A 25,384-nucleotide genomic window follows, 5' to 3' on the forward strand; every position below is an offset into this window, starting at 1 on the left:
GGGGCAGCCGGCAACGGGCGCAAAGACGGCTCAGATAGCGGAACTTTCGGGATGCCGGCGCGCTTTAGTGTCCCGAAGGAGAGACCGCATGAGCGCGACCAAAGAGTTCTTTGAAACCTGGCTGCAGGAGAATGTCGGCAATCTGCCGGCCGAGAGCGAGGTGAGCGTCGCCGTCCTGGCGCAGCAATTCGAACAGGATGCCGACGCTGCCGGCTATGGCCACGAGGTTCGCGAAGACGAGCTCGGCAATATCCAGGAGGCGATCGAGGCAGCCCTGACGAAGGCGAGGACAGGCGAAGAGCCGCAGGCTGCCGACGACAATGAGCTGGCGCCGGTCATGGAGGCGCTGGAGGTCGAGGATCCGAAGAGCGGACCGTAGCGGTTGCGGCTCTTCCCTTCCACGCTACATGACCGGGCATAATGGATGCCAAACACCTCACACTCGGCGTCGTGATCGGCGTGGCTATCGGCGTCGTGTTGGACAACATTGTTGCGGGCATCGGTATAGGTATTGCTCTGGGCATTGCCTTCGGCCTTGCCCGGAAGTCGTCCGGCCGGAAGTGACCAGCAGAGCATGTCCTGCCCGGTTTTGCCGCCCAGAGGTGCGGCGGTTGCCGCACCGCCGATGCCGAACGGCTACGCCGCCAGCGCCGTTTCCGCCAGCTTCACCCAATAGCTCATGCCGTGCGGGATGACCTCGTCGTTGAAGTCGTAGGCTGGGTTGTGCAGGCCGGCGGTATCGCCATTGCCGATGAAGATGAAGGCGCCCGGCCGCGCTTCAAGCATGTAGGAGAAATCCTCGCCGCCCATCACCGGCTGGATCGCGCGGTGCACATGGCTGTCGCCGGCGACGTCGGCCGCGATGTCGCTGGCAAAGACCGTCTCTTCCGGATGGTTGAAGGTGACGGGGTAATTGGCATTGTAATCAACCTCGATTGTCGCGCCGAAGGCAGCGCCCAGGCCTTGGCAAAGCGCGCGGATGCGCTCTTCGGCCTTCTTGGCGACCTCCTTCTTCAGCGTGCGTACGGTGCCGGCGATCTCGGCCGTCTCGGGAATGACGTTATAGGCGTCGCCGGCGTGGAATTTCGTCACCGAGACGACCACCGCCTCGACCGGATCGGTGCTGCGCGAGGCGATCGTCTGCAATGCGCCGACAAGCTGGCTGGTGATGACGATCGGGTCGATGGTGCCGTGCGGCATCGCCGCGTGGCCGCCCCGGCCCTTGACGGTGATGGTGAATTCGGCGGTCGCCGCCATGATTGGACCCGGCCTGATGGCGAACTGACCGACCGGCAGGCCCGGCATGTTGTGCATGCCGAACACCTTGGAGATACCGAAGCGCTCCATCATACCGTCCTTGACCATCTCGTTGCCGCCGCCGCCGCCCTCTTCGGCCGGCTGGAAGATGACCGCGACGGAGCCGGCGAAATTGCGCGTTTCGGCGAGGTATTTGGCGGCACCCAACAGCATCGCGGTGTGGCCGTCATGACCGCAGGCGTGCATCTTGCCGGGGACGGTCGAAGCATAGGATTTGCCGGTGATCTCGTTGAGCGGCAGGGCATCCATGTCGGCGCGCAGGCCGATGGTCGAGCCTTCGCCGTGGCGGCCGCGGATGATGCCGACGACGCCGGTCTTGCCCAAACCCGTCACGATATCGTCGCAGCCGAAAGCCTTCAGCTTCTCGGTGACGAAAGCGGCGGTCTTGAAGACGTCGAAATTCAGCTCCGGCGTCTGGTGCAAATGGCGGCGCCAGCCGGCCACCTCGTCCTGCATTTCGGCGGCTCGGTTCAGGATCGGCATGATGGTTCCATTTCGCTGTTGGAGCAGGCGGTCTTGGCCTGCTGCTTTGCAATTGTGCCTGCTGCCTTGCAACCATGCACGCTGCTTTGCATTGTGCTGCTGCTTCCACATTGTGATCGGCAGCACTTTGCCATGTTGACGTCACATAGAGTAAATAGCACCGCGACTGTGGTCCGGGAACAGAGGGCCGGACCATTATCCTGGCGATCGTGTAACGAAATCTTACGGAGCCAGGTGGGACTGCGGCAAGAGGCTATTTCGGTTTTCATGATGCGCTACAGGCATTTCCTCAAACTGTTGGTGGCGGGCACGGTGGTGCTTGCGGCGCTGGCCGGGCCTGCCTTGGCCAATCCGACAATCCTGTTCGACCTGAACAGCGGCAAGATCCTGCAGCACCAGGAGGCGTTCAGGCGCTGGTACCCGGCTTCGCTGACCAAGCTGATGACCGCCTATGTGGCGTTTCGGGCGATTGCCGCGGGCGAGGTCCAGCTCGATTCGCCGATCAAGGTAACGGAACATTCTGCCGGCGAGCCGCCGAGCAAAATGGGCTTCAACCCGGGCTCGGTGATGCGGTTGGACAATGCGCTGAAGATGATGCTGGTCAAATCGGCCAACGATATCGCCATGGCGGTCGGCGAGAATATCGGCGGTTCGCAAGCGGCTTTCGCCGAACGCATGAACGCCGAAGCGCAGAGGCTCGGCATGAGCGGGTCCCATTTCGTCAATCCGAACGGGCTCTATTCGCCGGACCAGTATACGACAGCGCGCGATCTCGCTTTGCTGGTGATGGCGATTCGCAAGGAATTTCCGCAATATGCCCCCTGGTTCTCGATCGAAGGCCTTGCCGTCGGCAAGAAGGCGATCTCCAACTACAACCTGCTGATCGGCCGCTATCCGGGTGCCGACGGCATGAAGACGGGTTTCGTCTGCTCGTCCGGCTTCAACATGATCGGCTCGGCGACCCGCAACGGCCGCACCCTGGTCGCCGTAGTGCTCGGCGAGCAATCGGCCATTACCCGCGCCGAGGCGGCGGCAAAATTGCTCGACCAGGGCTTTGCAACGCCGGCGCCGAGCTGGCTGACGGTAGCGGCGCTGCCCGCCTATGGCGACACCATGTCGGCCAACGACATGAATGACGAAATCTGCAAGAAGAAGCCGGTCGAGGAGCAGTCGGAAACCGCACCCGCCGTCGGCGACAAGGGCAAGGACGTGCCGAAATCGCCCTATCAGGAAAAGCTCGACCATGTACCGACGCTGATCGCCGTCGGCCTCGGCGGCGCCACGGGACCGAAGCCGAAGGCGATGCTCGACGCCTCCGGGCAGGAATATGCCGACGTGCCGCTGCCGACATGGCGGCCGGACCGGGCGCCGCCGGCCGGCGCCGAGCCAGTTGTGGCCGGATCCGCCACCGCCGCGCAGGTCCAGCAGCCGGCCAAGGCGCTGAACTAGCCGCATGGCCGGTTTCCCGATCCCCGTTTCGGTGCTCACCGGCTTTCTCGGTGCCGGCAAGACGACGCTGCTCAATCGGCTGCTCCGGGATCCGGCGCTCGCCGACACCGCCGTCATCATCAACGAGTTCGGCGAGGTGGCGATCGACCATCTCCTGGTCGAGCAGGCCTCCGACGGCATCATCCAGCTCTCCGACGGCTGTCTCTGCTGCACGGTGCGCGGCGAGCTGGTCGACACGCTGGCTGACCTCGTCGACCGCCTGCAGACCGGCCGCATCGACCGGCTTGCCCGCGTCATCGTCGAAACCACCGGGCTCGCCGATCCCGCCCCCGTACTGCAGTCGATCATGGCACACCCGGCCCTGGTCCAGGCCTTCCGGCTCGACGGCGTCATCACCCTGGTCGATGCCGTCAACGGCAATGCGACGCTCGATGCGCATGTCGAGGCGGTGAAGCAGGTGGCCGTCGCCGATCGCATCGTGCTCAGCAAGGCCGACCTGACCACGGATGCAGGCGATGTCGAGGCGTTGCGGGCGCGGCTCAGGCAGCTCAACCCGGGCGCCGTGGTGCTCGACGCCGGCGAGGCAAGCACCGCGACCCTGTTCGATAGCGGCCTCTACAATCCGGCCACCAAATCCGTCGATGTGCAGCGTTGGCTCGGCGAAGAAGCCGGCCACGACCATGACCACGGCGGGCATGACCACGGCGGGCATGATCACGACGGGCATGACCATGCCGACCATGATCACCATGACCACAGGCACGATTCCCGCGTGCGTTCGTATTCGCTGGTTCATGACGGGCCGGTGCCGTTTTCGGCAATCGAGATGTTCCTCGATCTGTTGCGCTCGGCGCATGGCGAGCGCCTTTTGCGGATGAAAGGCGTCATCGAGCTTGCAGAAGACCCGTCGCGGCCGCTGGTTATCCATGGCGTGCAGAAGATCCTGCATCCGCCGGTGCAACTGCCGGCCTGGCCGGACAGCCAGCGCGGCACCAGACTGGTGCTGATCACGCTCGACATGCCCGGAGACTATGTCCGGCGGCTGTTCGCCGCCTTCACCAACCGGCCGTCGATCGACACGCCGGATCGCGCAGCACTGGAAAGCAACCCGCTGGCTATTGCCGGATCGTGATCTCCCCCCTTGAGGGGGAGATGTCGCCGAAGGCGACAGAGGGGGTCGCCTCGGCTGGCGCGACGCCCTGTGGGACGAGAGAAAAGGTTGGCGCTTCACGCGCGGCAACCCCCTCTGGCCTGCCGGCCATCTCCCCCTCAAGGGGGAGATTATCCCGCTCAGCCGCTTTCGCCAGAACGAGCTAAGTCGAGACTCAGCCGATCCCGCACTCGACCAGGAAGCGGTGGCCGCCCGATATCGCCGTCGTCTCGATCAGCCGATGGCCGGTCTCGGCGCAGAAGGCGGGAATGTCGATGACGGCGAGCGGATCGGTGGTTTCGAGCCACAGCCGGCTGCCCGGCTGCATTGCGGCCAGGCGCTTTTTTGCCTTGAGCACGGGCAACGGGCAGTTCAAGCCTTTGAGGTCGTAGACGGCGGCGGGGCTAGTTGAGGGCCCGTGTTCCTGGCCCCCATCTTCTTGCTCAAGCATGAAGTTCAGCCGCCAAACATGCCGAGCAGCTTTTTCTTCAACCTTGTCGCCGTGCTTTCGGCGTCCGCAGCCTGCGTTTCGACTGCCGGGGCGGCGTCCGATGGCGCTGCGGTGGCGGTGGCGACAGGCATCTCGGCGGCGGTCTTGGCAGCTTCCTTTTCGGCGAGCGCCTGGGCTTTGGCAGCTTCCTTCTCGGCCAAGGCCTGTGCCTTGGCTGCCTCTTTCGCGGCCTTGGCCGCTTCTATGGCGGCAAGCCTTTGTTCCTCGGCCTTCTGCTTGGCGGCCTTTTCGGCATCGAGCGCCGCCATCTTGCGGCCGGCCGGCGAATCGATGCGGCCCATGCGCGCCGTTTCGGCCACGGTGCCGTCCGGGTTGAGCGAGGGCGGCTCGATCGGCACGCGTTCGCCGCGCGCACGCCGTTTCGACCAGTCGGAAACGATGCTGGCTTCCTTGATCCCGGCGATGGTCGGCTTGGGTGCCGGCACGCTGGCCTTGACGGCGCCGTTGAAGGCCGCCTCATAGGTGCTTTGATAGGCGTTGATGGCGCTCTTCAGCGAATCGGGCTGGGTGGTCGCAGGGCAAGCGCCGGTCGGATTAAAGGTCGAGCCGTCGGCCGCAACCTGGTTGAAGACGTAGCGCTTCTCGCAGACGTCGACTTTCGGCGGCACCTTGGTAACCTCGAAATTGTCGTAGCCGACCTTCAGCATCTTCCAGAATTCGTAGTTCGGATCGTTGCGATAGCGCGCCATGTTGGCGGCGGTCATGCGGAACGGAAAAGCCTGGATCTGGAACTCGGTCTGGCCGCCCTGGAAGGCGTCGCGGCCGAAAGCGTAAATCTGCTCGATCTGCGCGTCGGTCATCGAATAGCAGCCAGACGACGAGCAGGCGCCATGGACCATCAGGTTGGAACCGGTGCGGCCATTGGCGCGGTCATAGGCGTTCGGGTAGCCGATATTGAAGGACAGGTGGTAATTCGACCGCGGGTTCATCTGTGCCGGGCGGACCGTGTAAAAGCCTTCCGGCGCCTGGCGGTCGCCTTCGGTGAATTTTGGCCCGAGCTTGCCCGACCATTTGCAGATGTCGTAGCTGGCGACCAGGTCGTAGCGGCCGTTGGTCTTGGCCTTCCAGATTTCGAGCTTGCCTTCTTCCTTGAAGATGCGGGCCATCACCGAGGAGGTGCGGACCATGCCCTTGGCCTTCATCTCGGCCAGAATCTTGTCCGGCAGCGGCTTGTTGGCTTGCGGCGCAAAATCCTTCATCGAAGCATCATTGCAGCCGGCGACGCCGATCGCAGCGATCAGAACTCCGGTGCGGGCAAGCTTGGCAAACATGGATATGGCTATCGTCTTCATCTCTGCGCCGCGGATGCCGCGGCTGCTAAACTGACCGCTGACGGACCCTAAGCCCGTTAACCTTGAAAATTCCTTACCGCAATCATGCTGGCGCGTCCCCTTACGGCAACCCCACTGAGCCGAATGCAGCGGCATTTTTGTGGCGAAACTGGTTCACGCCGCCACATTTCGGGCCGCGTGCCTGCCGGATGTTATAGATTGCGGCCCATCGCCAGGTATTTCTCGCGGCGATGCTCGCGGAAATCGGTGTTGGCGCCGGAGAATTCCTTCATCGTCCTGGCGATGTGGTCGCCGGTTGCGGCGATCACTGTTTCGGGGGCGCGATGGGCACCGCCGAGCGGCTCGGCAATGATGGCGTCGATGATCTTCAGCTCCAGCAGGTCCTGCGCCGTGATCTTCATGTTGGTCGCCGCGTCCTTGGACCGCGTGGTGTCGCGCCACAGGATCGAGGCGGCGCCCTCCGGCGAGATCACCGAATAGATGGCGTGTTCGAGCATGTAGACGCGGTTGGCGGTGGCGATCGCTATGGCGCCGCCGGAGCCGCCTTCGCCGATCACCACCGAGATCGACGGCACCTTCAGGCCAAGGCAGGCCGAGGTCGAGCGGGCGATGGCTTCCGCCTGGCCGCGCTCTTCGGCGTTGACGCCGGGATAGGCGCCGGCAGTGTCGACCAGCGTCAGCAGCGGGATTTGGAAGCGGTCGGCGAGTTCCATCAGCCGCACCGCCTTGCGGTAGCCCTCCGGCCGGACCGAGCCGAAATTATGCTTCAGCCGGCTTGCCGTGTCGGAACCTTTTTCCTGGCCGAGGATCGCCACCGGCTCGCCACGGAAGCGGGCGAAGCCGCCGACGATCGCCTGGTCCTCGCCGAAATTGCGGTCGCCGGCGAGCGGCGTGAAATCGGTAAGCAGGCCCTTGATGTAGTCGATGCAATGCGGCCTGTCCGGATGGCGCGCCACCTGCACCTTCTGCCACGGCGTCAGCGCCTTGTAGGCGTCGCGCAGCGCATCGCGCGAGCGCTTCTCGAGACGGGCGATCTCATCGCCGACATCGACCGCCTCGCCGTTCTCGGCAAGCTTCTTCAGCTCAAGGATCTTGCCTTCGAGATCCTGCACAGGCTTTTCGAAATCGAGGTAATTGTACATTCTTGGGCGGACCGGCAAGTCGGAAGGCAATGACTGACGCAAGCCTGAAAATGCAGGCTGGGCGCGGTGGAACGTCGTTCTCACATAGCGGCATGACGCCTAGTCGGCAAGCGGATGATGATCGTTGACCAGACGCACCAGCCGCTCCTCCAGCACATGCGTGTAGATCTGCGTCGTTGAAATATCGGCATGGCCAAGCAACTGCTGCACGGCCCTGAGATCAGCGCCGTTCTGCAGCAGATGGCTGGCGAAAGCATGGCGCAGCACATGCGGCGATATCTTCGCCGTGGCAATGCCGGCCCGAGCGCCAAGCTCTTTCAGCTCGCGGGCAAAGACCTGTCTCGAGAGATAGCCGCTGTCGGAGGCAGCCGGAAACAGGAACGGGCTGTCGGCAAGAGCCGGCACCGCCCCCCGTGCGGCAAGCCATGTCCGCATCGCGGTGCGCGCCTTGGCCGACAGCGGCACCATGCGCTCCTTGTTGCCCTTGCCTCGCACCATGAAGAAGCGGTCGTCGCGCTGTGCCACCGTCACGGGAAGGCCGACCAGCTCCGAAACGCGCAAGCCGGTGGCGTAGAGCACCTCGACCAGCGCGTGCAGGCGCAGCGCCGCCAGCCTGTCGCCGTCATGCATGGAGGGGTCCACCGCCTCCTGCGCCGCGCGGTCGAGCAGCCGGCCGGTATCGGCCTCGCTCATCGTCTTAGGCAGCGGCCGGCCTTTCCTCGGACTGTCCAGCGTGCCGGTCGGATCGTCACCCCGCAGGCCTTCGGCGTAGAGGAACTTGAAGAACTGCCGGATCGCCGACAATTTGCGCGCCTGCGAGGTGGCGGCAAAGCCGCGCGCGGCGATGTCGTCGAGATAGGTACGGATGTCGGCGCTGGTGGCAGCGGCAAGCCCACCGCCGATCCCGACGGAAGCGTCTTCGAGGTCGCGGCGATAGGAGGAAAGCGTGTTTTCGGCCGCGCCGCGCTCGGCGCTCATCATCTCCAGGAAGGCTTCGATGCGGGCGGCGCTGTTCATTTTTTGGGATTGAGCTTTTCCGGAGGGATACGCACGCTCATTTCCGCCTTCCTCGGCTCGACGAACATGACCAGGGCGAACATCGCGCCATAGACAATGCCGGCCAGAATCGCGAGCGTCACGACAAAGCGAAACAGTGTTGGCATTAATTTTCGCCCGTCGTCTTATTCTGCATTTCCAACCCTGTGCCCTTATGAGACGCCAATCCGGCCAATTCAAGGGTGAAGCCCATAGTCCCGGTTGCGCCGCGCTTGACGCAAACAGGCTTTTGATGTCGATACGCCGCCAAAGAGGCCCTAGAAGCATGAACGCGCTACCAGCAAATCCTCCGGGCGAGAGCCATGCCGCGCTGCTCGGCCGGCTGGGCGGCCGTTCCATCGTCTTCGTCGGGCTGATGGGCGCCGGCAAGACGGCGATCGGCCGCAAGGTGGCGGCGATGCTGGCACTGCCCTTCATCGACAGCGACCAGGAGATCGAAACTGTTTCGCGCATGAGCGTCCCGGACCTGTTCGAGCGCTATGGCGAGGCGGAGTTCCGAGCACTGGAGCAGCGCGTCATCCTGCGTGTGCTGGAGCACGGGCCGCAGGTGCTGTCGACCGGCGGCGGCGCCTTCATGAACGCGCAGACGCGCGAGGCGATCGCCAGCCATGGCGTGTCGGTTTGGCTGAAAGCCGAGATCGACCTGTTGATGGAGCGCGTTTCCAAGAAACAGAACCGGCCGCTGCTGAAAAGCGCCGATCCACGCGCCGTGCTGGAACGGCTGATGGCGGAACGCTACCCGGTTTATGCCGCGGCCGACGTCGTCGTGCCGACCCGCGACGACCGCAAGGAGATCATTGCCGCCGAAGTGGTGGACGCGCTGCGCGGCCATCTCGGCGTTGCCGATATTGACGAGGTGCGGTCGTGAGCGCTGATGCAACGGTCTCTGTCGAAGTCGGGCTTGGCGAGCGTGCCTACAATATTTTGATCGGTCCCGGCCTGCTGTCACGCGCCGGCGCCGAGATTTCGCGCCGTCTGCCGGGGACGCGGGCGGCGGTCGTCACCGACGAAAACGTCGCGGCCGCGCATCTCGCGACGCTTGCGGCCGGCCTGGCAAGCGGTGGCATCCAACATGCCGTCATCACGTTGCCGCCAGGCGAAAAGACCAAGAGCTTTGCGCATCTCGAAGAGGTGGTCGACGGCGTGCTGGCCGCCAAGCTGGAGCGCGGCGACGTCGTCATCGCGCTCGGCGGCGGCGTCGTCGGCGACCTCGCCGGCTTTGCCGCCGGCATCGCGCGGCGCGGCATGAACTTCGTGCAGGTTCCGACCTCGCTGCTGGCGCAGGTCGATTCCTCCGTCGGCGGCAAGACCGGCATCAACAGCAAGCGCGGCAAGAACCTGGTCGGGGTATTCCACCAGCCTAGGCTGGTGCTGGCCGACACCGAAGTGCTCGACACGCTGCCAATCCGCGAGTTTCGCGCCGGCTATGCCGAACTGGCCAAATACGGGCTGATCGACCGGCCCGAGTTTTTCGCCTGGCTGGAAGAAAACTGGCGTCAAGTGTTTGCCGGCGGGCCGGAGCGGGCTGCGGCCATCGCCGAGGCCTGTCGTGCCAAGGCCGACGTCGTTGCCCGCGACGAGTTCGAGACCGGCGACCGCGCGTTGCTCAATCTCGGCCACACCTTAGGTCATGCGCTGGAGGCGGCGACCGGCTATGACGGCGCAAGGCTCGTGCATGGCGAGGGCGTCGCCATCGGCATGGCGCTGGCGCACCGCTTTTCGTCAAGGCTCAATTTGGCGAGCCCCGACGACGCGGCGCGTGTCGAGGCGCATCTTCGCGCCGTCGGTCTGCCCTGGCGCATGGCCGACATTCCCGGCGAACTGCCCGATGCCGAGACGCTGTTCTCCTTCATCACCCAGGACAAGAAGGTGTCGCGCGGCGCGCTGACCTTCATCCTGACGCGCGGCATCGGCCAGGCCTTTATCGCCCGGGATGTGCCGGCCTCGGAAGTGCTGGCGTTCCTCCGGGAGAACCATCCGGGTCGGCAGGAAAGCCGCCCGGGATGAGCCAGGCCGGCTGGATCGCGGCTGCCGTGCTCGCCGGCCTCGGCCTGCTGGGCTTCGTCTTGCGCCGGCGCCTGCTCGCCGCCTTCGGCTACGAGCTGCAACGCATCGAGCCGCAGCGCTCTGCGCGCGAGGAACTGCGCGGCGCCGTCGACGATTTCCGCCGCGACGGCCAGGTGGTGCGCGAGGACCGCGCCCGCATCGGCGGCCTGTTCGACCTCGAGGAGCTCGAAGTGTCGGACGTCATGGTCCACCGCACGAATATGCGCTCCGTCAACGCCGACGACCCGCCCGAAGCGGTGGTTCGCGAGATCCTGCAGAGCCCGCACACCCGCATGCCGTTGTGGAAGGGTTCGCTCGACAACATTGTCGGCGTGCTGCACGCGAAGGATCTGCTGCGCGCGCTGAACGAGGTCGGCAACGATTTTTCCAGGATCGACGTGATGAAGATCGCGTCGAAACCGTGGTTCGTGCCCGACACCACGACGCTTCAGGAGCAGCTCAATGCCTTCCTGCGCCGCAAGGCGCATTTCGCCATCGTCGTCGACGAATATGGCGAGGTCGAAGGGCTGGTGACGCTGGAAGACATCATCGAGGAGATCGTCGGCGAGATCGCCGACGAGCACGACATCGACATCCAGGGCGTCAAGCAGGAGGCCGACGGCTCCGTCGTCGTCGACGGCACGGTGCCGATCCGCGACCTTAACCGGGCGCTCGACTGGAACCTGCCGGACGAGGAAGCCACCACCATCGCCGGCCTTGTCATCCACGAGGCGCAGTCGATCCCGGACGAAAAGCAGGCCTTTACGTTTCACGGCAAGCGCTTCGTCGTCATGAAGCGCGACAAGAACCGTATCGCGCGGCTGAGGATCAAGCCGGCGATGCTTGGAGAATGACAGTGCGCACCTTGTGGCAGCCGTGGGCAGTCAGGAGTTGATGACGATCGATCGGCGAAGCCTGCTTCTGGCGTCGATGGCGGCGCTGCTGCCGGGACAGGCGGCGGCATTGCGGCTGCGTTCGCCGTCGCCCGAAACCTTCGACTATGGGCCGGCCAAGCTCGACATCTATTCCCGCGATGGCGCAAGCGGCCTGCCGGTCGTCTTCTTCGTCCATGGCGGCGCCTGGCGGGTCGGCAACCGCAACAATGTCAATTCCAAGCCTGGTTTCCTGCTCGACAATGGCTTCGGCTTCGTCTCGATCGACTACCGGATGCTGCCTGAAGCCGACGTCGCCACCCAGGCGGCAGATGTCGAACTGGCCTATCGTTACGTCCGCGCCAACATCGCCAGGCATGGCGGCGATCCGGACCGGATCGTCGCCATGGGCCATTCGGCCGGCTGCCATCTCGTCGCATTGACCGGGCTGCGCGGCGGCCTGCCCGGCGTCGCGGCGCTGGTTCTCGACGACACCAGGGCCTACGATCTGGAGGCGCTGGCCAGAAGCGGCGGCATGGCAGGGGTCTATGCCCGCGCCTTTCCCGATCCGGCGCAGTGGCGCGCGCTGTCGCCTGTCACCTATGTGGAAGGCCGCAAGCACCCGCCGACCTTCATCGCCCATTCGCGCGCGAAAGCCCGCGCGGCGGACGCGCAGGCCTTCGCCGAGCGTCTGCGCGCCACCGGAACCAAGGTCACGCTGTTCGACGGCAGCGACTATTCGCACATGTCGATCAATCGCGACTTCGGCACCGAAGGCGATGCATTGACCGCAGCGGTGATGGCCTTCCTGAGGGCGAGCCTCGGCTGAAATTTACCAGCGGGTCTTTTCACCGGGCGCCACCGGCTCGATTGCCAGGGCGTGGACGCCGGATTTCAACTCCTCGGCCAGCAGATCGTTGACTGCGCGGTGACGTTCGACGCGGCTCATGCCGGCAAAGGCGGGGGCGACGATGCGGACGCGGAAATGCGTCTCGCCAGTGCCGTCGAAGGTGGCGTGATGGCCGGAATCCACATGATGATGCCCGGCATGGAGATGGCTTTCGTTGATGACGTCCAGCCGTTCCGGCGAAAACGCCTTTTTCAGCTTACCTTCCATCGTTGCCTGTATGGACATCGCCGCTTCCCTTCACCACATCTATGTCATCGCACAAAATTCGCAATTCGCCGGTTTTATGCCGCGATTCAGCGGTTAGGGCGATCATCGCGAAAATGTCAATTCTTGTTTCGCATCAGCGAACAGCCCATAAATGGGTGAGATGAAGCCGTACCCAAAATATTTCGAGAAGATTCGCATCCGCCCGGAGAAGGACGCGGAGCTGAAGTCGCGTTCGCCGATCTGCCAGTGGGATGGCTGCAAGGAGGCCGGTACCCACCGTGCCCCGGTCGGACGGATGAAGGAAGGCGAGTATTTCCAGTTCTGCTTCGACCATGTGCGCGAGTACAACAAAGGCTTCAATTATTTCTCGGGCGTTCCCGACACCGAGATCGCCCGCTTCCAGAAGGAAGCCATGACCGGCCATCGGCCGACCTGGAAAATGGGCGTCAACGGCGCCTCGACCCGCTCCTCGCCGGACTTTGCCCAGGCGCGCTCCGGTCGCGCCGGCTACTACAATCGCATGCGCGATCCGTTCGACCTGTTCAAAGGCCCGAAAGACCCGCGCGAAGCACGCGAGCGCAAGGCCAAGCCGCTTGAGGCCAAGGCACTGGAAACGCTTGGCCTTGATACAAAGGCAACTGGCAAGGATATCAAGGCGCGCTATAAGGAACTTGTGAAACGCCACCACCCGGATGCGAATGGCGGCGACAGAGGTTCGGAAGACCGGTTCCGCGATGTGCTCCAGGCGTATCGCGTGCTCAAGCAGGCAGGTTTGTGCTGAGCGACCATACGGTTCGTGTCGCTTTCCAACTTTCATAAGGTTGGAAAAGGCTCTAAGACCGCCCCCGAACAAAATCGATTGCCGGCGAAACGCGGCGTTTCGCTTGTGGAGACGTTGATAGAGATGAACAAGGTCGATCGCGACATCGCCAACCTGCCCGACACCACGGTGTCGGTGAAGGAGACATTCGGCTTCGACTCCAAGATGGTGGTGCCGGCCTATGCGGTGACGAGCGAGCATGTCCCCGACATCGATCCGGACTACCTGTTCGACAAGAACACGACCATGGCGATCCTCGCCGGCTTTGCCTACAATCGCCGGGTCATGGTGTCCGGTTACCACGGCACCGGCAAGTCGACGCATATCGAACAGGTCGCCGCCCGCCTCAACTGGCCCTGCGTGCGTGTCAATCTCGATAGCCATGTCAGCCGTATCGACCTCGTCGGCAAGGACGCCATCGTGGTCAAGGACGGGCTGCAGATCACCGAATTCCGCGACGGCATCCTGCCCTGGGCCTACCAGCACAATGTCGCACTGTGCTTCGACGAGTACGATGCCGGCCGTCCGGACGTGATGTTCGTCATCCAGCGCGTGCTGGAATCGTCGGGCCGGCTGACGCTGCTCGACCAGAGCCGGGTCATCCGCCCGCACCCGGCCTTCCGGCTGTTTTCGACCGCCAACACGGTTGGGCTGGGCGACACCACCGGCCTCTACCACGGCACCCAGCAGATCAACCAGGCGCAGATGGACCGCTGGTCGATCGTCACCACGCTGAACTACCTGCCGCACGACAATGAAGTGAACATCGTGCTGGCCAAGGCCAAGCACTACCGCGATGGCAAGGGCAAGGAGATCGTCAACAAGATGGTGCGCGTCGCCGACATGACGCGCTCGGCCTTCATCAACGGCGATTTGTCGACGGTTATGAGCCCGCGCACGGTTATCACCTGGGCCGAGAATGCCGAAATCTTCGGCAATATCGGCATGGCGTTCCGGCTGACCTTCCTCAACAAATGCGACGAGCTGGAACGCTCGCTGGTCGCCGAATTCTATCAGCGCGCCTTCGGCGAAGATCTGCCGGAATCGGCTGCCAATGTGGTGCTGGGCTAAGCAGAGTCTCGATGGCGGGTCCGGGCGACAACACGCGAAACAAATCCAAGACCGGCGCTGAGAATGACAGCTTCAAGCGCGCCGTCACCGTCTGCATGCGCGCCATTGCCGGCGACAAGGATCTCGAGGTCGGCTTCGCCAAGGACCGGCCGGCGCTGGCCGGCAGCCGCGCCCGGCTGCCCGAATTGCCGAAGAAGGCATCAAAGGCCGACATCGCCATCACCCGCGGGCTCGGCGATTCCATGGCGCTGAAGCGCGCCTGCCACGATGCGCGCATCCACACCAGGCTGGCACCGGAAGGCAAGCAGGCCCGCGCCATCTATGACGCGGTCGAGCAGGCCCGGGTGGAGGCGATCGGCAGCCGCGCCATGCAGGGCGTCGCCGACAATATCGGCTCGATGCTGGAGGACAAATACGCCAGGGCCAACCTCATCGACGTCAAGGACAAGGCCGACGCGCCGATCGAGGAGGCGCTGGCGCTGATGGTGCGCGAAAAGCTGACCGGCCGCACTGTGCCGAAGAGCGGCGAACGGCTGGTCGATCTCTGGCGCCCTTGGGTCGAGGAAAAGGCCAGTGCCGATCTCGACGGGCTGTCGGCAAAGCTCGACGACCAGCAGGCGTTCGCCCGCGTGGTGCGCGAGATGCTCGCCTCCATGGAAATGGCCGAGGAGCTCGGCGATGACCAGGAGACGGAAGACTCGGAGGACAACGACGAAAACCAGCCGCAAGGCGAGGAGCAGAGCGAGGAGGGCGGCGAAGACGATTCGGGCTCCGAGCAGTCGCAGTCCGAGGATACAGAGGCATCGTCGGACGACGAGCAATCGGCCGAGACAGAGGCCTCCGACGCCACCGCCGAGGATCTCTCCGACGATGACGACGCCGATGCGGAGACGCCCGGCGAGGCGCGCCGCAACGACAATCCCTTCACCAATCTGCCGAAAGAGATCGACTACAGGGTCTTCACCACGGCCTTCGACGAGACCGTAGGTGCGGAGGAACTGTGCGAGGAGGAGGAGCTCGACCGGCTGCGCGCCTTCCTCGACAAGCAGCTCGCCAACCTTTCCGGCGTCGTCGGGCGGCTGGCCAACCGGCTGCAGCGCCGCCTGATGGCGCAGCAGAACCGCTCCTGGGATTTCGACCTCGAAGAAGGCTATCTCGATCCGGCACGGCTGGTGCGCGTCGTCATCGACCCGATGCAGCCTTTGTCCTTCAAGCAGGAGCGCGATACCAAATTCCGCGACACGGTGGTGTCGCTGGTGCTCGACAATTCGGGTTCGATGCGCGGCCGGCCGATCACAGTCGCCGCCACCTGCGCCGACATCCTGGCGCGCACGCTGGAACGCTGCGGCGTCTCGGTCGAAATCCTCGGCTTCACCACCCGCGCCTGGAAGGGCGGGCAGGCGCGCGAGAAATGGCTGAAGGAAGGCAAGCCGCCGAACCCCGGCCGGCTCAACGATCTGCGCCACATCATATACAAATCCGCCGACCATCCGTGGCGGCGGGCGCGCCGCAATCTCGGCCTGATGATGCGCGAGGGACTGCTCAAGGAAAACATCGACGGCGAGGCGCTGCTGTGGGCGCACAACCGGCTGATCGCGCGGCCGGAGCAGCGTAAGATCCTGATGATGATCTCGGACGGCGCGCCGGTCGACGATTCGACGCTGTCGGTCAATCCGGGCAATTATCTCGAGCGGCATCTGCGCGCCATCATCGAGCTCATCGAGACGCGCTCGCCGGTCGAGCTTTTGGCCATCGGCATCGGCCACGACGTCACCCGCTACTATCGCCGCGCCGTCACCATCGTCGATGCCGAAGAACTGGCCGGCGCCATGACCGAGCAGCTGGCCTCGCTGTTCGCCGAGGAAACCGTGCGCGATACGCGGCGCGGCGGCATGCGGCGCGCCGGATGATTTTTTCCCGCGGCGGCTTTTGGCAGAAGCTTTTGGCCGCCATTGCGTTGTTCGGCATCACTTTGGCGCCGGCTGTCGCTGCCGGGCCGGCCTCGGTCGAGCCGGCCGAAATCTCGGCCCGGCCCATAACCCAGTTTCGCATCGGCAATGACGAAAAACAGTTCGGGCCGCTCGAATTCGTCGGCGGGCTCGAAATGACCTCGCCGACGCGCGATTTCGGCGCGCTGTCGGCGCTTCGGTTCCTCAAGCCCGGCAGCGATTTCATCGGCGTTGCCGACACCGGTTTCTGGTTCTTCGGCACCCTCGTTCACGATGCCGACAAGCGGCCTTCCGGCATCCAGAATTTTAGCATGCAGCAGATGGTCGATGCGGCCGGCCAGCCGATCGACGAGAAATGGGCGGTCGATGCCGAAGGCCTCGCGGTCAAGGACGGCATTGCCACGGTCGGTTTCGAGCGCGATCACCGTATCGCAGAGTTCAACATCGATCCGGACGACATGAAGGCGCCGTTCAGGCAATTGGACTTCCTGATTCCGGCCTGGGAACTTCGCCGCAATCGCGGCTTCGAGACCGTCACCCGCGCCCATCCTTACGGGCAGCACGCGGGCGGGCTGGTCGTGGTGTCGGAAAAGAGCCTCGACAAGACCGGCAACATCTTTGCCGCGATCATCGAAGGGCCGCGCAAGGGCGTCTTCACCATCAAGCGCAATGGCGATTTCGACATCACCGACGGCGCCTTCCTGCCGGATGGCGACCTGTTGCTTCTTGAGCGCAGTTTTTCGATGGCCGGCGGCGTCAAGATGCGGCTGCGGCGCATCTATGGCGAAAGCGTCGAGAAGGGCGCCGTCGCCGACGGGCCGGTGCTGCTCGAAGCCGACATGGGCTACCAGATCGACAACATGGAAGCGCTCGACGTCTGGACCCGCGACGATGGCGCGCTGATCGTGTCGCTGATGTCCGACGACAACCACTCGATCCTGCAGCGCAATCTTTACCTGGAATTTGTGCTGCACGAGGATTGACGCGCGACCGGCCTGTTGGCTGACAGCATCGCTGGCGTTTCCGCGCCGTTTTGCAGCGCTGGCAATTTCCCTTGCAATTTCCCCTGGCGATTTTCTCTGGCAATGACCCGCGTCGCGGGTTTTCCAGCCGGCTTTCACCATCTGCAAAAATACTTTAGTTGTGACTTGACAATTCGTGTCATCGGCGAAATACTCAAGTCCATGCTTAAGTATTCCGAGATCGACAGCATCCTGCGGGCTCTTGCCGAGCCGACGCGCCGGGCAATCCTGGAAAGGCTGAGCCGCGGGCCGGCCACCGTCAGCCAGTTGGCGGAGCCGTTCGGCATGACCTTCGCCGCCGTGCTCCAGCATCTCCAGGCGCTGGAAGCGTGCGGGCTGATCCGCAGCGAGAAGGTCGGACGCGTGCGCACCTGCCGGATCGAGCCCGGCGGGCTCGCCCCGCTCGCCGACTGGATCGCCGCGCGCCGCACGCCGGCCGAACGCCACCTCGACCGTCTCGGCCAGATTCTGGCGGAGACGGACCAACCGGACGCAACACTCCACGACCAGGAAAAGGACGACAAGAAATGAACCAGATTGCCCCCGTGAACGACGAGCAGTCCGTCATCCATTCAAGCTTCACGATCGAGCGGACCTACCCGCAATCGCCCGAACGCGTCTTCCTCGCCTTTGCCGACAAGGCGACGGTGCGGCGCTGGCGCGTCGAAGGCGACGGCTTCACCATCGCCGAATTCACCTTCGATTTCCGTGTCGGCGGCGGCGAGGTTTCGCGGTTCAGCTACCAGGGCGGCCCGGAGATCAGGCTCGATGCGCAGTTCCAGGACATCGTCCCTGACCGGCGCATCGTATTTTCATACCGGATGGCGGTCGGGGCGCAGCCGCTGTCGGCGTCGCTCACCACGGTCGAGCTTGCACCCTCCGGCGAGGGCACCCGCCTGACTTATACCGAACAGGGTGCGTTCTTCGATGGCGTCGATTCAGCGCAAGGGCGCGAGGAGGGCACACGCGGGCTGCTGCAGGCGCTCGCCGCCGAGCTTCAGAAGGCGAGGTAGAGGCTCGTCGGCGTACCGGGCGGCGTCCAACAAGGGCCCGCTCGGATTGCGAGGGGCCTATTGCCCTTTGCTCGCGATCCAGACGACGTGCCGGGCGCCGCGCTTGCCGTGGGCCCGCACCTTGACCTCCTCGACCGTGAAGCCGGCCTGCCTGAGCCTTCGGGTGAAAGCTGCGTCAGGGCCTTGCGACCAGACCGCCAGCACACCGCCGGGTTTGAGCGCAGCGCGTGCGGCGCTGAGGCCGGCTGCGCTGTAGAGCGCATCGTTGGCCTTGTAGACGATGCCCTCGGGGCCGTTGTCGACATCGAGCAGGATCGCGTCCCAGGTCGATGCTTGCGAACGGATGAGCTGACCGACATCGGTCTCGCGAATGCTGACGCGCCGGTCGTCAAGGCAACCGTCGAAAACTTCGGCCATCGGGCCGCGCGCCCACGCCACGACCGCCGGCACCAATTCGGCAACGGTGACCTGCGCATCGTCGCCGAGCTCGGCCAGCGCCGCGCGCAAGGTAAAGCCCATGCCGAGGCCGCCGATCAGGATGTTTGGGGTCCGGCAGCCGGCAATCCTTTGACAGGACAGTTTCGCCAGCGCCTCTTCGGAACCGCTGAGCCGGCTGTTCATCAGCTCGTTGGCGCCAAGCATGATCGAGAATTCGCCGCCGCGCCGCTTCAGGCGGAGTTCCTGTCCGCCGTCAGGCGTTTTTGCCGAATCAAGCTGGACCCAAGGGATCAAGGCTAGGCCGCCAGTGCCGGCTGGCTCCAGCGGGCGGCAAGCAGCCGGTAGGGGATCAGCGCCACCACCGCTATGACCAGCTTGACGCCGAGATCGCCGAGCGCCCAGGAAATCCAGCGCATCGTCTCGACCGGCAGCACGCCCATCAGCGGCGCGGTTTCCAGCGCAAAGCCGTCATTGGGCCCGGCGAAGGCGAACGCCGCCGCGAAGGCGACGGTGAAAAACACCACCGTATCGAAGACGGAGCCGACCAGGGTGCCGACGATCGGCGCGCGCCACCAGCTCTGCCGGCGCAGCCGGTTGAACACGGTGACGTCGAGCAACTGCGCGGTGAGAAAGGCCGCACCCGACGCCGCGGCAATACGCACCAGCCGGTCGGCGGCGGTCTCGAATTCGATCAGGCCGTGGCGAAACAGCAGCGGTGGGATGACGATCGAGCAGACCACCGCTGTCATGAAGCCGACAAAGACGATCCTGCGCGCCACCGCCGGCCCATAACGGCGATTGGCGAGATCGGTGACCAGGAAGGAGAACGGATAGGTGAAGGCGCCCCAGGTCAGGATGTCGGCCAGCGACAACCCGCCGATTGCACCCTGCATCGGGAACTGCACGAGGATGTTCGAGGCCACGACGACGAGCGCCATGGCCGCCACGAAGGGCAGGTACCGCGAGAGGAAAATCATTTTTTTATCCTGGGTAATGGAACCAGCGGAACGCGATCCGGAACCCGGTCGCGCCCTGGAAGGCGGCCGCCGCCGAAAAACTCAGGCGGCCGGCTGTTCGGCGAGCTTCTTGGCGATCTGCTTCTTCAACAGGCGGGCGCGCTGCGACAATTCCTTGGCATCGGCCTTGGCCAGGAAGGCATCGAGGCCGCCGCGATGCTCGACCGAACGCAGCGCGTTGGCCGAAATGCGCAGGCGCACATTCTGGTTCAGCGCTTCCGAGATCAGCGTCACATTGACGAGATTGGGCAGGAAGCGACGCTTGGTTTTGTTGTTGGCGTGGCTCACATTGTTGCCGGACATGACTGCCTTGGCAGTGAGTTCGCAGGTGCGGGACATGGTTCTAACCTTCGGTTCTCGGTCCTGGCCAAACATTCGACCCGCGCCGGGTGGCGCGCGGTTTCGGTCAGGCGGCCTTATGGAAAAAGTTGGCGTTCCATAGTTGCATTTCGCCGATGCGTCAAGCTTGGGGTTGCTTCGGGGATGGGGAATCGCACTTTCGGAGTAGGTGTCGTCGGTGAAGCTGCTGATCGCCCCCTCAGGAGGAGATGTTGCTGTCCCGCGGATCTCTCAAGACCTAGGTTCCTCGCCCACCGCGAAGCGGGGGAGAGGTGGCCGCGAAGCGGCCGGAGAGGGGCCTTTTCGTAGAGCGCCGTTCCCCCTCTCCGTCTCGGCTTCGCCGAGCCACCTTTCCCCCCCACTTTCGTGCACTTTCGTGGGGGCGAGGAACGCAAGCTGGAGTGAAGCCGCAACCCTTTCCCTCTGCCGGGCCGAGGCAGATCGGCAAATTCGTCGAGGTCGCCACATTTTGTTCTTGCTTTGTGCCGGCAGCTATGCTACTAATTTCGGTATGGTGCTAATTGGCTCCAACGACCCGCCCGCCGAGGCGGGTTTTTTATTTTGGCCGTCGACCAGCCCCAACGTTGCCTGCCGACGGCGCCTTTCACATTAAGGCCGGAATTCAGCCTATAAGCGGTCGCACAGGGACATGCCAGACCGGAGCCGCCCGTCCGGTCGACAATCAAGGACCCGCCATGCCTCGTTCTTTCCTCCATGCCCTGGTCGTGCTGATGGCCGTCGCGCTTTCGACGACGGTTTCGGCCGCTGAGCCGCAATCCTTCACGGGCGAATATTCGGTGTCGTTCCTCGGCCTCTCCGTGGCCAAGGCGAAATTCTCCAGCCATTACGAGGGTGACACCTATTCGATCGAGGGCAGCGTTTCCGCCGCCGGGCTCGCCACTTTGTTCGACGATACGCGAGGCACGATCTCGTCGAAGGGCAAGATTTCGGGCAAGCAGTTGCAGCCGCAAGCGTTCCACGCCGACTACACGTCCGGCAAGAAGGCATCGATGATCGACATCCAGTTTGCCAACGGCGTCGTCACCTCGACCAAGGTCGTGCCTGAGCCGAAGAAGCGCAATCCCGAGAATTGGATACCGCTGGTCGGCAGCCATCTCGTATCGGTCCTCGATCCGATGGCCGCCACCGTCATCCATGCCGACAGCCTCGACCAGGTCTGCGGGCGCACGGTGAAGCTCTATGACGGCGAAATGCGTGCCGATCTGAAACTGAGCTACGAGTCCAAAGGGTCGATCTCGGTGACCGGCTACAAGGGCGATACGGTCACCTGCAGGCTGGGCTTCGAGCCGGTGGCCGGCTACCGCAAGAATCGCAAGGCGCTGAACTACCTGAAGAAACGCAGCCGCATCATGGTGACGTTTGCACCGGTCGGCCAAAGCGGCGTATATGCGCCGATCCGCGCCACGGTCAGCACGCAAATCGGCCCGTTGACGATCAGCGCGGAGCGGTTCGAAGCGAACGAATAGGCGTGATGGTGCGCCGCCAACGATGGGCAGGGGGCGACGGGTATGGCGCGCGCAACACTGATCGGCTTCTCCGCGGTCGCCATGTGGGCGCTGCTGGCGCTGCTTACGGATGCTTCGGGCGCCGTGCCGCCGTTCCTGCTTTCGGCAATCACCTTTACGATCGGCACTTGCGTCGGGCTGGTTGCCCGGCTGTTCATGCCGGCAGCCGATGGCGCCGCGAAGATACCGCGCCAGGTTTGGGTGATCGGCATTGCCGGCCTGTTCGGCTACCACTTCTTCTACTTCACCGCGCTGCGCAATGCGCCGGCCGTCGAGGCCAGCCTGATCGCCTATCTGTGGCCGCTGCTGATCGTGCTCGGATCGGCGCTGATGCCTGGCGAGCGGCTGGCCTGGAACCACGTCGCCGGCGCGCTGCTCGGCCTTGCCGGCACGGTCCTGATCGTCACCAAGGGCGGCGGGCTTGCCTTCGACGCGCGTTATGCCTTCGGCTACGCCATGGCCGGCGTCTGCGCGGTGCTGTGGTCGTCCTATTCGCTGTTGTCGCGGCGCTTCCCGTCGGTGCCGACCAGCATCGTCACCTGGTTCTGCGCCGTCACCGCGGCGCTTTCGCTGGTCTGCCATCTGTTGCTTGAACAGACGGTGCTGCCCGCCGGCGCCGGCCAGTGGCTGGCCGTGCTCGGCCTCGGTCTGATGCCGGTGGGGGCGGCGTTCTATGCCTGGGACATCGGCGTCAAGCGCGGCAGCATCCAGGTGCTGGGGGCGGCGAGCTATGCCGCGCCGCTGCTGTCCACTCTGGTGCTGATCGCCGCCGGCTTCGCCGAGCCGTCATGGCGCATCCTCGCCGCCTGCGTGCTGATCACCGGCGGCGCGGCACTGGCGGCGAAATCGCTGTTCCTCCGCAAGAGGGCCGCGAGCGAGGCAAACGCATGATGCCGTTTCCCGGCGGCATCGATGCCAATGCCAATGCGACGCTGCTGTTTTCGCTGGCGGCAGCGGTGATTTACGCGTTCAGCCTCGGCATGCCGCCGCGCCTTTCGCTGTCGGCGGCAAGGACATTGGCGGTGGCGATGCTGGCGGTGCTGGTCGCACAGCAGGGCGGCCCATGGCTGCTCGTCGCCGCGCTCGGCGTCAGTGCCGTCGGCGACGCCTTCTTGTCGCGCGACGGCGAGAAGGCATTTCTTGGCGGCACGGCCAGTTTTCTTGCCGCGCACGTGCTTTACGTCGTGCTGTTCCTGCGTGCCGGCGGCGGCCTCGGGCTGCTTTCGACCGAGCCGTGGCGGGCAGCGATCGTGCTGGCGATGATCGTGTCGGTGCTGGCCATGCTTTTCGCGCTCCGGCGCCGCATCGGCCCGGCCTTGCGTTTGCCGATTGGCATCCATGCCGCGGCACTGCTTGCCATGAGCCTTGCGGCGCTCACCCTGAACAGCGTCGGGGTCGTAGGCGGCGTCGTCCTGCTCATCCTGTCCGACGGGCTGCTCGCCGCGGAAAATTTCCTGCTGCCCGCCATCTCGCCGCACCGCATTTGGGTGCGCTATGGGGTCTGGGCACTGTACTACGCCGGCCAGCTGGCGATCACGCTGGGTTTCCTGCTGGGCTAGGTGCCTAGGGCGTGCCCGGCAGCCAGCCTGGTTCGGCAAGTTCGAAGGCGGCGAAATCGAAGCCCGGCGCCACGGTGCAGCCGACCAGGGTCCATTCGCCGAGGCTGCGTGCCGACTGCCACCAGCCTGCCGGCACGACGATCTGCGGCCGCTCGCCCGCGGCAAGCGCCGTACCGAGGATCTCCTCGATGACGGTACCGCCTTCTCGATGTATCGACAGCGCCAGCGGCGCACCGTCATAGAAATGCCAGACCTCGGCCGCGTCCTTGACCCGGTGCCAGGCCGACAATTGGTCCTTCTCGAGGAGGAAATAGATCGCCGTCGAATGGCCGCGGGCGCCTGCCGCGCCGTCGCGAAAGGTCTCGGCATACCAGCCGCCTTCCGGATGCGGCTTCAGGCCGAGCAGGGCGATGATTTCGGCGGAACTGGTCATCGCTGTTGCGCTCAGAAATTGTCCTTGCGCTTGCGGATCTCGGCGAACACTTCGGCGTCGGAGGCGTTCTCGAGGCCGAGATGCCTGCGGATCGCCGGATCGTGCCAGCGCAGGAACGGATTGGTCGACAGTTCCTCGCCGATGGTCGTCGGCAGCGTCGGTTTGCCGTCGGCGCGCAGCGCCTCGACCTTGGCGGCGCGCTCTTTTAGCGCCGAATTGGTCGGGTCGACGGTCAGCGCGAAACGGGCATTGGCCAGCGTATACTCATGGCCGCAATAGACGACCGTCTCGGCCGGCAGCGCCGCGAGCTTCTTCAGGGATTCGTACATCACCGGCGGCTTGCATTCGAGCAGCCGCCCACAGCCGAGCGCAAACAGCGTGTCGGCGGCGAATGCCACTTTCGACGCCGGCAGATGATAGGTGACATGGCCGGCGGTATGGCCGGGTGTGGCGATGACCTCGATCCGCTCGTCGCCGAGATGGACGACCGAGCCTTGCTCGACGGTTTCGTCGATGCCGGGAATCTTCGCCTTTTCGGCTTCCGGCCCGACAATGCGCAGCTTGAAACGCTCCTTCAGCGCCAGATTGGCCTCGACATGGTCGAGATGGTGGTGAGTGGTCAGGATCATCGTCGGGGTCCAGCCGGTGCGCTTGATCGCCGCCAGGATCGGCGCCTCCTCGGGCGCATCGATGAGCGCCGTCTGACCGCTTTTCGGGTCGTGCACCAGCACGCCGAAATTGTCGCTGCGGCACATGAATTGTTCGATCTCGACCGGCATCGCATCTCTCCCTTTATTGCCGCAGACATAGGGCGCCTGCCAGCCGATGTCATCTGCCTTTGTTGAACTTGGACTGCTTCGAAGCTACCGTCCCGCGCATGCATTCAGACATTGTCGATCTCCGTTCGTTTTATTCGACCACGCTCGGCCGCCTGGCCGAACGCTCGATCACCATGGCGCTGTCCTCGATATGGGCCGTCGTGCCCAACGAGCGGCTGGTCGGCCTCGGCTACACCTTGCCGTGGCTGGAGCGCTTCGGCAGCGATGCCGAGCGCGTCTTTGCCTTTATGCCGGCAACGCAGGGCGCGGTGGTGTGGCCGGCGACGGGGCCGACGGCGACCGCCCTGGTCTTCGATGAGGAACTGCCGCTGGTCGATTCCTGCATCGACCGCATGCTCCTCGTCCATTCGCTCGAACATGTCGAGAACCCACGCGAGACGCTGAACGAGATCTGGCGGGTGCTGTCGCCGGCCGGCCGTGTCGTCATCGTCGTGCCCAACCGGCGCGGCGTCTGGGCACGCTTCGAGCGTACGCCTTTCGGCAATGGCCGGCCGTTCTCGCGCGGCCAGCTGACCGAATTGCTGCGCGAAGCGAATTTCACGCCGGCGGCGTGGTCCGATGCGCTGTTCTTCCCGCCGTCGCCGCGACGTTTCATGATGCAGTTCCACAATGTGCTGGAACGTGCCGGCCGGCGCTTCTGGCCGATCTTTTCGGGCGTTATCGTCGTCGAGGCGCAGAAGCGGCTCTATCAAGGCGTGCCGGTCGCCCAGCGCGCGTCCCGCCGCGTCTTCGTGCCGGTTCTCTCGCCGCATGGCGCGCCGACGCTTGGCCGGCTGTCGCGGGCCGAACACCCGGCACCGCCAGGATGACGCGTTCGTGATCCGAGACGTGCTTTTTCACGCCTATCTGACGATATCAGGTTTGCTGTCCGATTGAAGGCCGTGCGGCCGATCCCTATGACCGGTTTGGCATTGCTGCGAATGC

The 25,384-nt window shown here is 64.5% G+C and carries 30 protein-coding genes; 18 read left to right on the plus strand and 12 right to left on the minus strand.

The genetic code is table 11. From position 1 onward, the window contains the following. The first annotated feature begins 88 nt into the window (after nt 1–88). On the plus strand, nt 89–379 hold the full coding sequence (locus NKI16_RS04710) for a hypothetical protein (RefSeq protein WP_352451191.1): 291 nt from the start codon (nt 89–91) through the stop codon (nt 377–379). A 41-nt stretch (nt 380–420) separates the two neighbouring features. Further along, on the plus strand, nt 421–564 hold the full coding sequence (locus NKI16_RS04715) for a glycine zipper domain-containing protein (protein WP_198023575.1): 144 nt from the start codon (nt 421–423) through the stop codon (nt 562–564). Nucleotides 565–636: 72 nt separating this feature from the next. Here the strand turns inward: NKI16_RS04715 and NKI16_RS04720 are convergent, their stop codons facing one another. After that, nucleotides 637–1,800 carry a M20 aminoacylase family protein gene (locus NKI16_RS04720; RefSeq protein ID WP_352451192.1) on the minus strand — a complete coding sequence of 388 codons (1,164 nt, stop codon included), beginning with the start codon at nt 1,798–1,800 and terminating at the stop codon, nt 637–639. A gap of 270 nt (nt 1,801–2,070) precedes the next feature. Here NKI16_RS04720 and NKI16_RS04725 point away from each other — a divergent pair, with 270 nt between their 5' ends. Then, nucleotides 2,071–3,249, plus strand: a complete 1,179-nt coding sequence (locus NKI16_RS04725) for a D-alanyl-D-alanine carboxypeptidase family protein (RefSeq protein WP_352922488.1) — start codon at nt 2,071–2,073, stop codon at nt 3,247–3,249. 4 nt (nt 3,250–3,253) lie between these two features. Then, the gene (locus NKI16_RS04730; RefSeq protein WP_023677879.1) at nt 3,254–4,381 is read left to right on the plus strand and encodes a CobW family GTP-binding protein; all 1,128 of its coding nucleotides are present in this window, start codon (nt 3,254–3,256) and stop codon (nt 4,379–4,381) included. A 193-nt stretch (nt 4,382–4,574) separates the two neighbouring features. Here NKI16_RS04730 and NKI16_RS04735 read toward each other — a convergent pair whose 3' ends face one another. The 5 genes from NKI16_RS04735 to NKI16_RS04755 all read right to left on the minus strand — a co-directional run bounded on the left by NKI16_RS04735 (nt 4,575) and on the right by NKI16_RS04755 (nt 8,507). Continuing rightward, entirely contained in the window at nt 4,575–4,850 is a 276-nt protein-coding gene (locus NKI16_RS04735; protein ID WP_023677880.1) for a sulfurtransferase TusA family protein, read from the minus strand. A 5-nt stretch (nt 4,851–4,855) separates the two neighbouring features. Next, a complete protein-coding gene (locus NKI16_RS04740) occupies nt 4,856–6,181 on the minus strand; it encodes a L,D-transpeptidase family protein (RefSeq protein WP_023677881.1) in 1,326 nt (441 codons plus the stop codon). Between the two features lie 212 nt (nt 6,182–6,393). Then, the gene (locus NKI16_RS04745; protein ID WP_023677882.1) at nt 6,394–7,344 is read right to left on the minus strand and encodes an acetyl-CoA carboxylase carboxyltransferase subunit alpha; all 951 of its coding nucleotides are present in this window, start codon (nt 7,342–7,344) and stop codon (nt 6,394–6,396) included. A gap of 99 nt (nt 7,345–7,443) precedes the next feature. After that, entirely contained in the window at nt 7,444–8,361 is a 918-nt protein-coding gene (locus NKI16_RS04750) for a site-specific tyrosine recombinase XerD (RefSeq protein ID WP_023677883.1), read from the minus strand. Next, entirely contained in the window at nt 8,358–8,507 is a 150-nt protein-coding gene (locus NKI16_RS04755; RefSeq protein WP_023677884.1) for a hypothetical protein, read from the minus strand. Before NKI16_RS04755 ends, NKI16_RS04750 begins: the two co-directional genes overlap by 4 nt. Nucleotides 8,508–8,665: 158 nt before the next feature. On the opposite strand from NKI16_RS04755, the gene NKI16_RS04760 reads away from it, so the two are divergent. From NKI16_RS04760 to NKI16_RS04775, 4 genes are read left to right on the plus strand one after another with little or no spacing between them, the layout of a single operon-like run. Beyond that, the gene (locus tag NKI16_RS04760; protein ID WP_352457618.1) at nt 8,666–9,268 is read left to right on the plus strand and encodes a shikimate kinase; all 603 of its coding nucleotides are present in this window, start codon (nt 8,666–8,668) and stop codon (nt 9,266–9,268) included. After that, the gene (gene aroB, locus NKI16_RS04765; protein ID WP_023677886.1) at nt 9,265–10,407 is read left to right on the plus strand and encodes a 3-dehydroquinate synthase; all 1,143 of its coding nucleotides are present in this window, start codon (nt 9,265–9,267) and stop codon (nt 10,405–10,407) included. The genes NKI16_RS04760 and aroB overlap by 4 nt, the downstream gene beginning before the upstream one ends. Continuing rightward, a complete protein-coding gene (locus NKI16_RS04770) occupies nt 10,404–11,300 on the plus strand; it encodes an HlyC/CorC family transporter (RefSeq protein ID WP_023677887.1) in 897 nt (298 codons plus the stop codon). The genes aroB and NKI16_RS04770 overlap by 4 nt, the downstream gene beginning before the upstream one ends. Nucleotides 11,301–11,340: 40 nt before the next feature. Continuing rightward, nucleotides 11,341–12,147, plus strand: coding sequence for an alpha/beta hydrolase (locus NKI16_RS04775; RefSeq protein ID WP_023677888.1), 807 nt, complete (start codon nt 11,341–11,343; stop codon nt 12,145–12,147). Nucleotides 12,148–12,150: 3 nt separating this feature from the next. Here NKI16_RS04775 and NKI16_RS04780 read toward each other — a convergent pair whose 3' ends face one another. After that, a complete protein-coding gene (locus NKI16_RS04780) occupies nt 12,151–12,453 on the minus strand; it encodes a BolA family protein (protein ID WP_023677889.1) in 303 nt (100 codons plus the stop codon). Nucleotides 12,454–12,586: 133 nt separating this feature from the next. On the opposite strand from NKI16_RS04780, the gene NKI16_RS04785 reads away from it, so the two are divergent. The 6 genes from NKI16_RS04785 to NKI16_RS04810 all read left to right on the plus strand — a co-directional run bounded on the left by NKI16_RS04785 (nt 12,587) and on the right by NKI16_RS04810 (nt 18,310). Then, nucleotides 12,587–13,216: a J domain-containing protein gene (locus NKI16_RS04785; RefSeq protein ID WP_036238769.1), complete on the plus strand. Its 630-nt coding sequence runs from the start codon at nt 12,587–12,589 to the stop codon at nt 13,214–13,216. 123 nt (nt 13,217–13,339) lie between these two features. After that, nucleotides 13,340–14,326: a cobaltochelatase subunit CobS gene (gene cobS / locus NKI16_RS04790; protein ID WP_352451201.1), complete on the plus strand. Its 987-nt coding sequence runs from the start codon at nt 13,340–13,342 to the stop codon at nt 14,324–14,326. Nucleotides 14,327–14,337: 11 nt separating this feature from the next. Beyond that, the gene (cobT, locus tag NKI16_RS04795) at nt 14,338–16,236 is read left to right on the plus strand and encodes a cobaltochelatase subunit CobT (protein WP_023677891.1); all 1,899 of its coding nucleotides are present in this window, start codon (nt 14,338–14,340) and stop codon (nt 16,234–16,236) included. After that, entirely contained in the window at nt 16,233–17,258 is a 1,026-nt protein-coding gene (locus tag NKI16_RS04800) for an esterase-like activity of phytase family protein (RefSeq protein WP_352621601.1), read from the plus strand. The genes cobT and NKI16_RS04800 overlap by 4 nt, the downstream gene beginning before the upstream one ends. 201 nt (nt 17,259–17,459) lie before the next feature. Beyond that, on the plus strand, nt 17,460–17,828 hold the full coding sequence (locus NKI16_RS04805) for an ArsR/SmtB family transcription factor (RefSeq protein WP_352621707.1): 369 nt from the start codon (nt 17,460–17,462) through the stop codon (nt 17,826–17,828). Next, a complete protein-coding gene (locus NKI16_RS04810; RefSeq protein ID WP_352621603.1) occupies nt 17,825–18,310 on the plus strand; it encodes an SRPBCC family protein in 486 nt (161 codons plus the stop codon). Before NKI16_RS04805 ends, NKI16_RS04810 begins: the two co-directional genes overlap by 4 nt. A gap of 57 nt (nt 18,311–18,367) precedes the next feature. On the opposite strand, the gene NKI16_RS04815 is transcribed toward NKI16_RS04810, so the two are convergent. The 3 genes from NKI16_RS04815 to rpmB all read right to left on the minus strand — a co-directional run bounded on the left by NKI16_RS04815 (nt 18,368) and on the right by rpmB (nt 20,103). Then, nucleotides 18,368–19,042, minus strand: coding sequence for a spermidine synthase family protein (locus tag NKI16_RS04815; protein ID WP_352621605.1), 675 nt, complete (start codon nt 19,040–19,042; stop codon nt 18,368–18,370). Between the two features lie 2 nt (nt 19,043–19,044). Continuing rightward, complete coding sequence (locus NKI16_RS04820; protein ID WP_023677896.1) at nt 19,045–19,725, minus strand: queuosine precursor transporter; 681 nt, start codon at nt 19,723–19,725, stop codon at nt 19,045–19,047. Nucleotides 19,726–19,806: 81 nt separating this feature from the next. Then, a complete protein-coding gene (gene rpmB, locus NKI16_RS04825; protein ID WP_006328411.1) occupies nt 19,807–20,103 on the minus strand; it encodes a 50S ribosomal protein L28 in 297 nt (98 codons plus the stop codon). Nucleotides 20,104–20,798: 695 nt separating this feature from the next. On the opposite strand from rpmB, the gene NKI16_RS04830 reads away from it, so the two are divergent. Genes NKI16_RS04830 through NKI16_RS04840 form a run of 3 tightly spaced genes read left to right on the plus strand, consistent with a single transcriptional unit; the run spans nt 20,799 to nt 23,188 of the window. Further along, nucleotides 20,799–21,590, plus strand: coding sequence for a DUF3108 domain-containing protein (locus NKI16_RS04830; protein WP_352457610.1), 792 nt, complete (start codon nt 20,799–20,801; stop codon nt 21,588–21,590). Nucleotides 21,591–21,632: 42 nt separating this feature from the next. Continuing rightward, nucleotides 21,633–22,520 (plus strand): aromatic amino acid exporter YddG, encoded by an 888-nt coding sequence (gene yddG / locus NKI16_RS04835; RefSeq protein WP_352570582.1) that lies wholly within the window; start codon nt 21,633–21,635, stop codon nt 22,518–22,520. Beyond that, nucleotides 22,517–23,188, plus strand: a complete 672-nt coding sequence (locus tag NKI16_RS04840) for a lysoplasmalogenase family protein (protein ID WP_352570581.1) — start codon at nt 22,517–22,519, stop codon at nt 23,186–23,188. The genes yddG and NKI16_RS04840 overlap by 4 nt, the downstream gene beginning before the upstream one ends. A gap of 4 nt (nt 23,189–23,192) precedes the next feature. Here NKI16_RS04840 and NKI16_RS04845 read toward each other — a convergent pair whose 3' ends face one another. Further along, nucleotides 23,193–23,621, minus strand: a complete 429-nt coding sequence (locus NKI16_RS04845; protein ID WP_352570580.1) for a cupin domain-containing protein — start codon at nt 23,619–23,621, stop codon at nt 23,193–23,195. An 11-nt stretch (nt 23,622–23,632) separates the two neighbouring features. After that, the gene (gloB, locus tag NKI16_RS04850; protein WP_352570579.1) at nt 23,633–24,400 is read right to left on the minus strand and encodes a hydroxyacylglutathione hydrolase; all 768 of its coding nucleotides are present in this window, start codon (nt 24,398–24,400) and stop codon (nt 23,633–23,635) included. A gap of 98 nt (nt 24,401–24,498) precedes the next feature. Between gloB and NKI16_RS04855 the strand changes: the two genes are divergently transcribed. Beyond that, nucleotides 24,499–25,269: a class I SAM-dependent methyltransferase gene (locus NKI16_RS04855; protein ID WP_352570578.1), complete on the plus strand. Its 771-nt coding sequence runs from the start codon at nt 24,499–24,501 to the stop codon at nt 25,267–25,269. The last annotated feature ends 115 nt before the right edge of the window (nt 25,270–25,384 follow it).

This window comes from Mesorhizobium sp. M0698 (assembly GCF_040320455.1).
Taxonomy (GTDB): domain Bacteria; phylum Pseudomonadota; class Alphaproteobacteria; order Rhizobiales; family Rhizobiaceae; genus Mesorhizobium.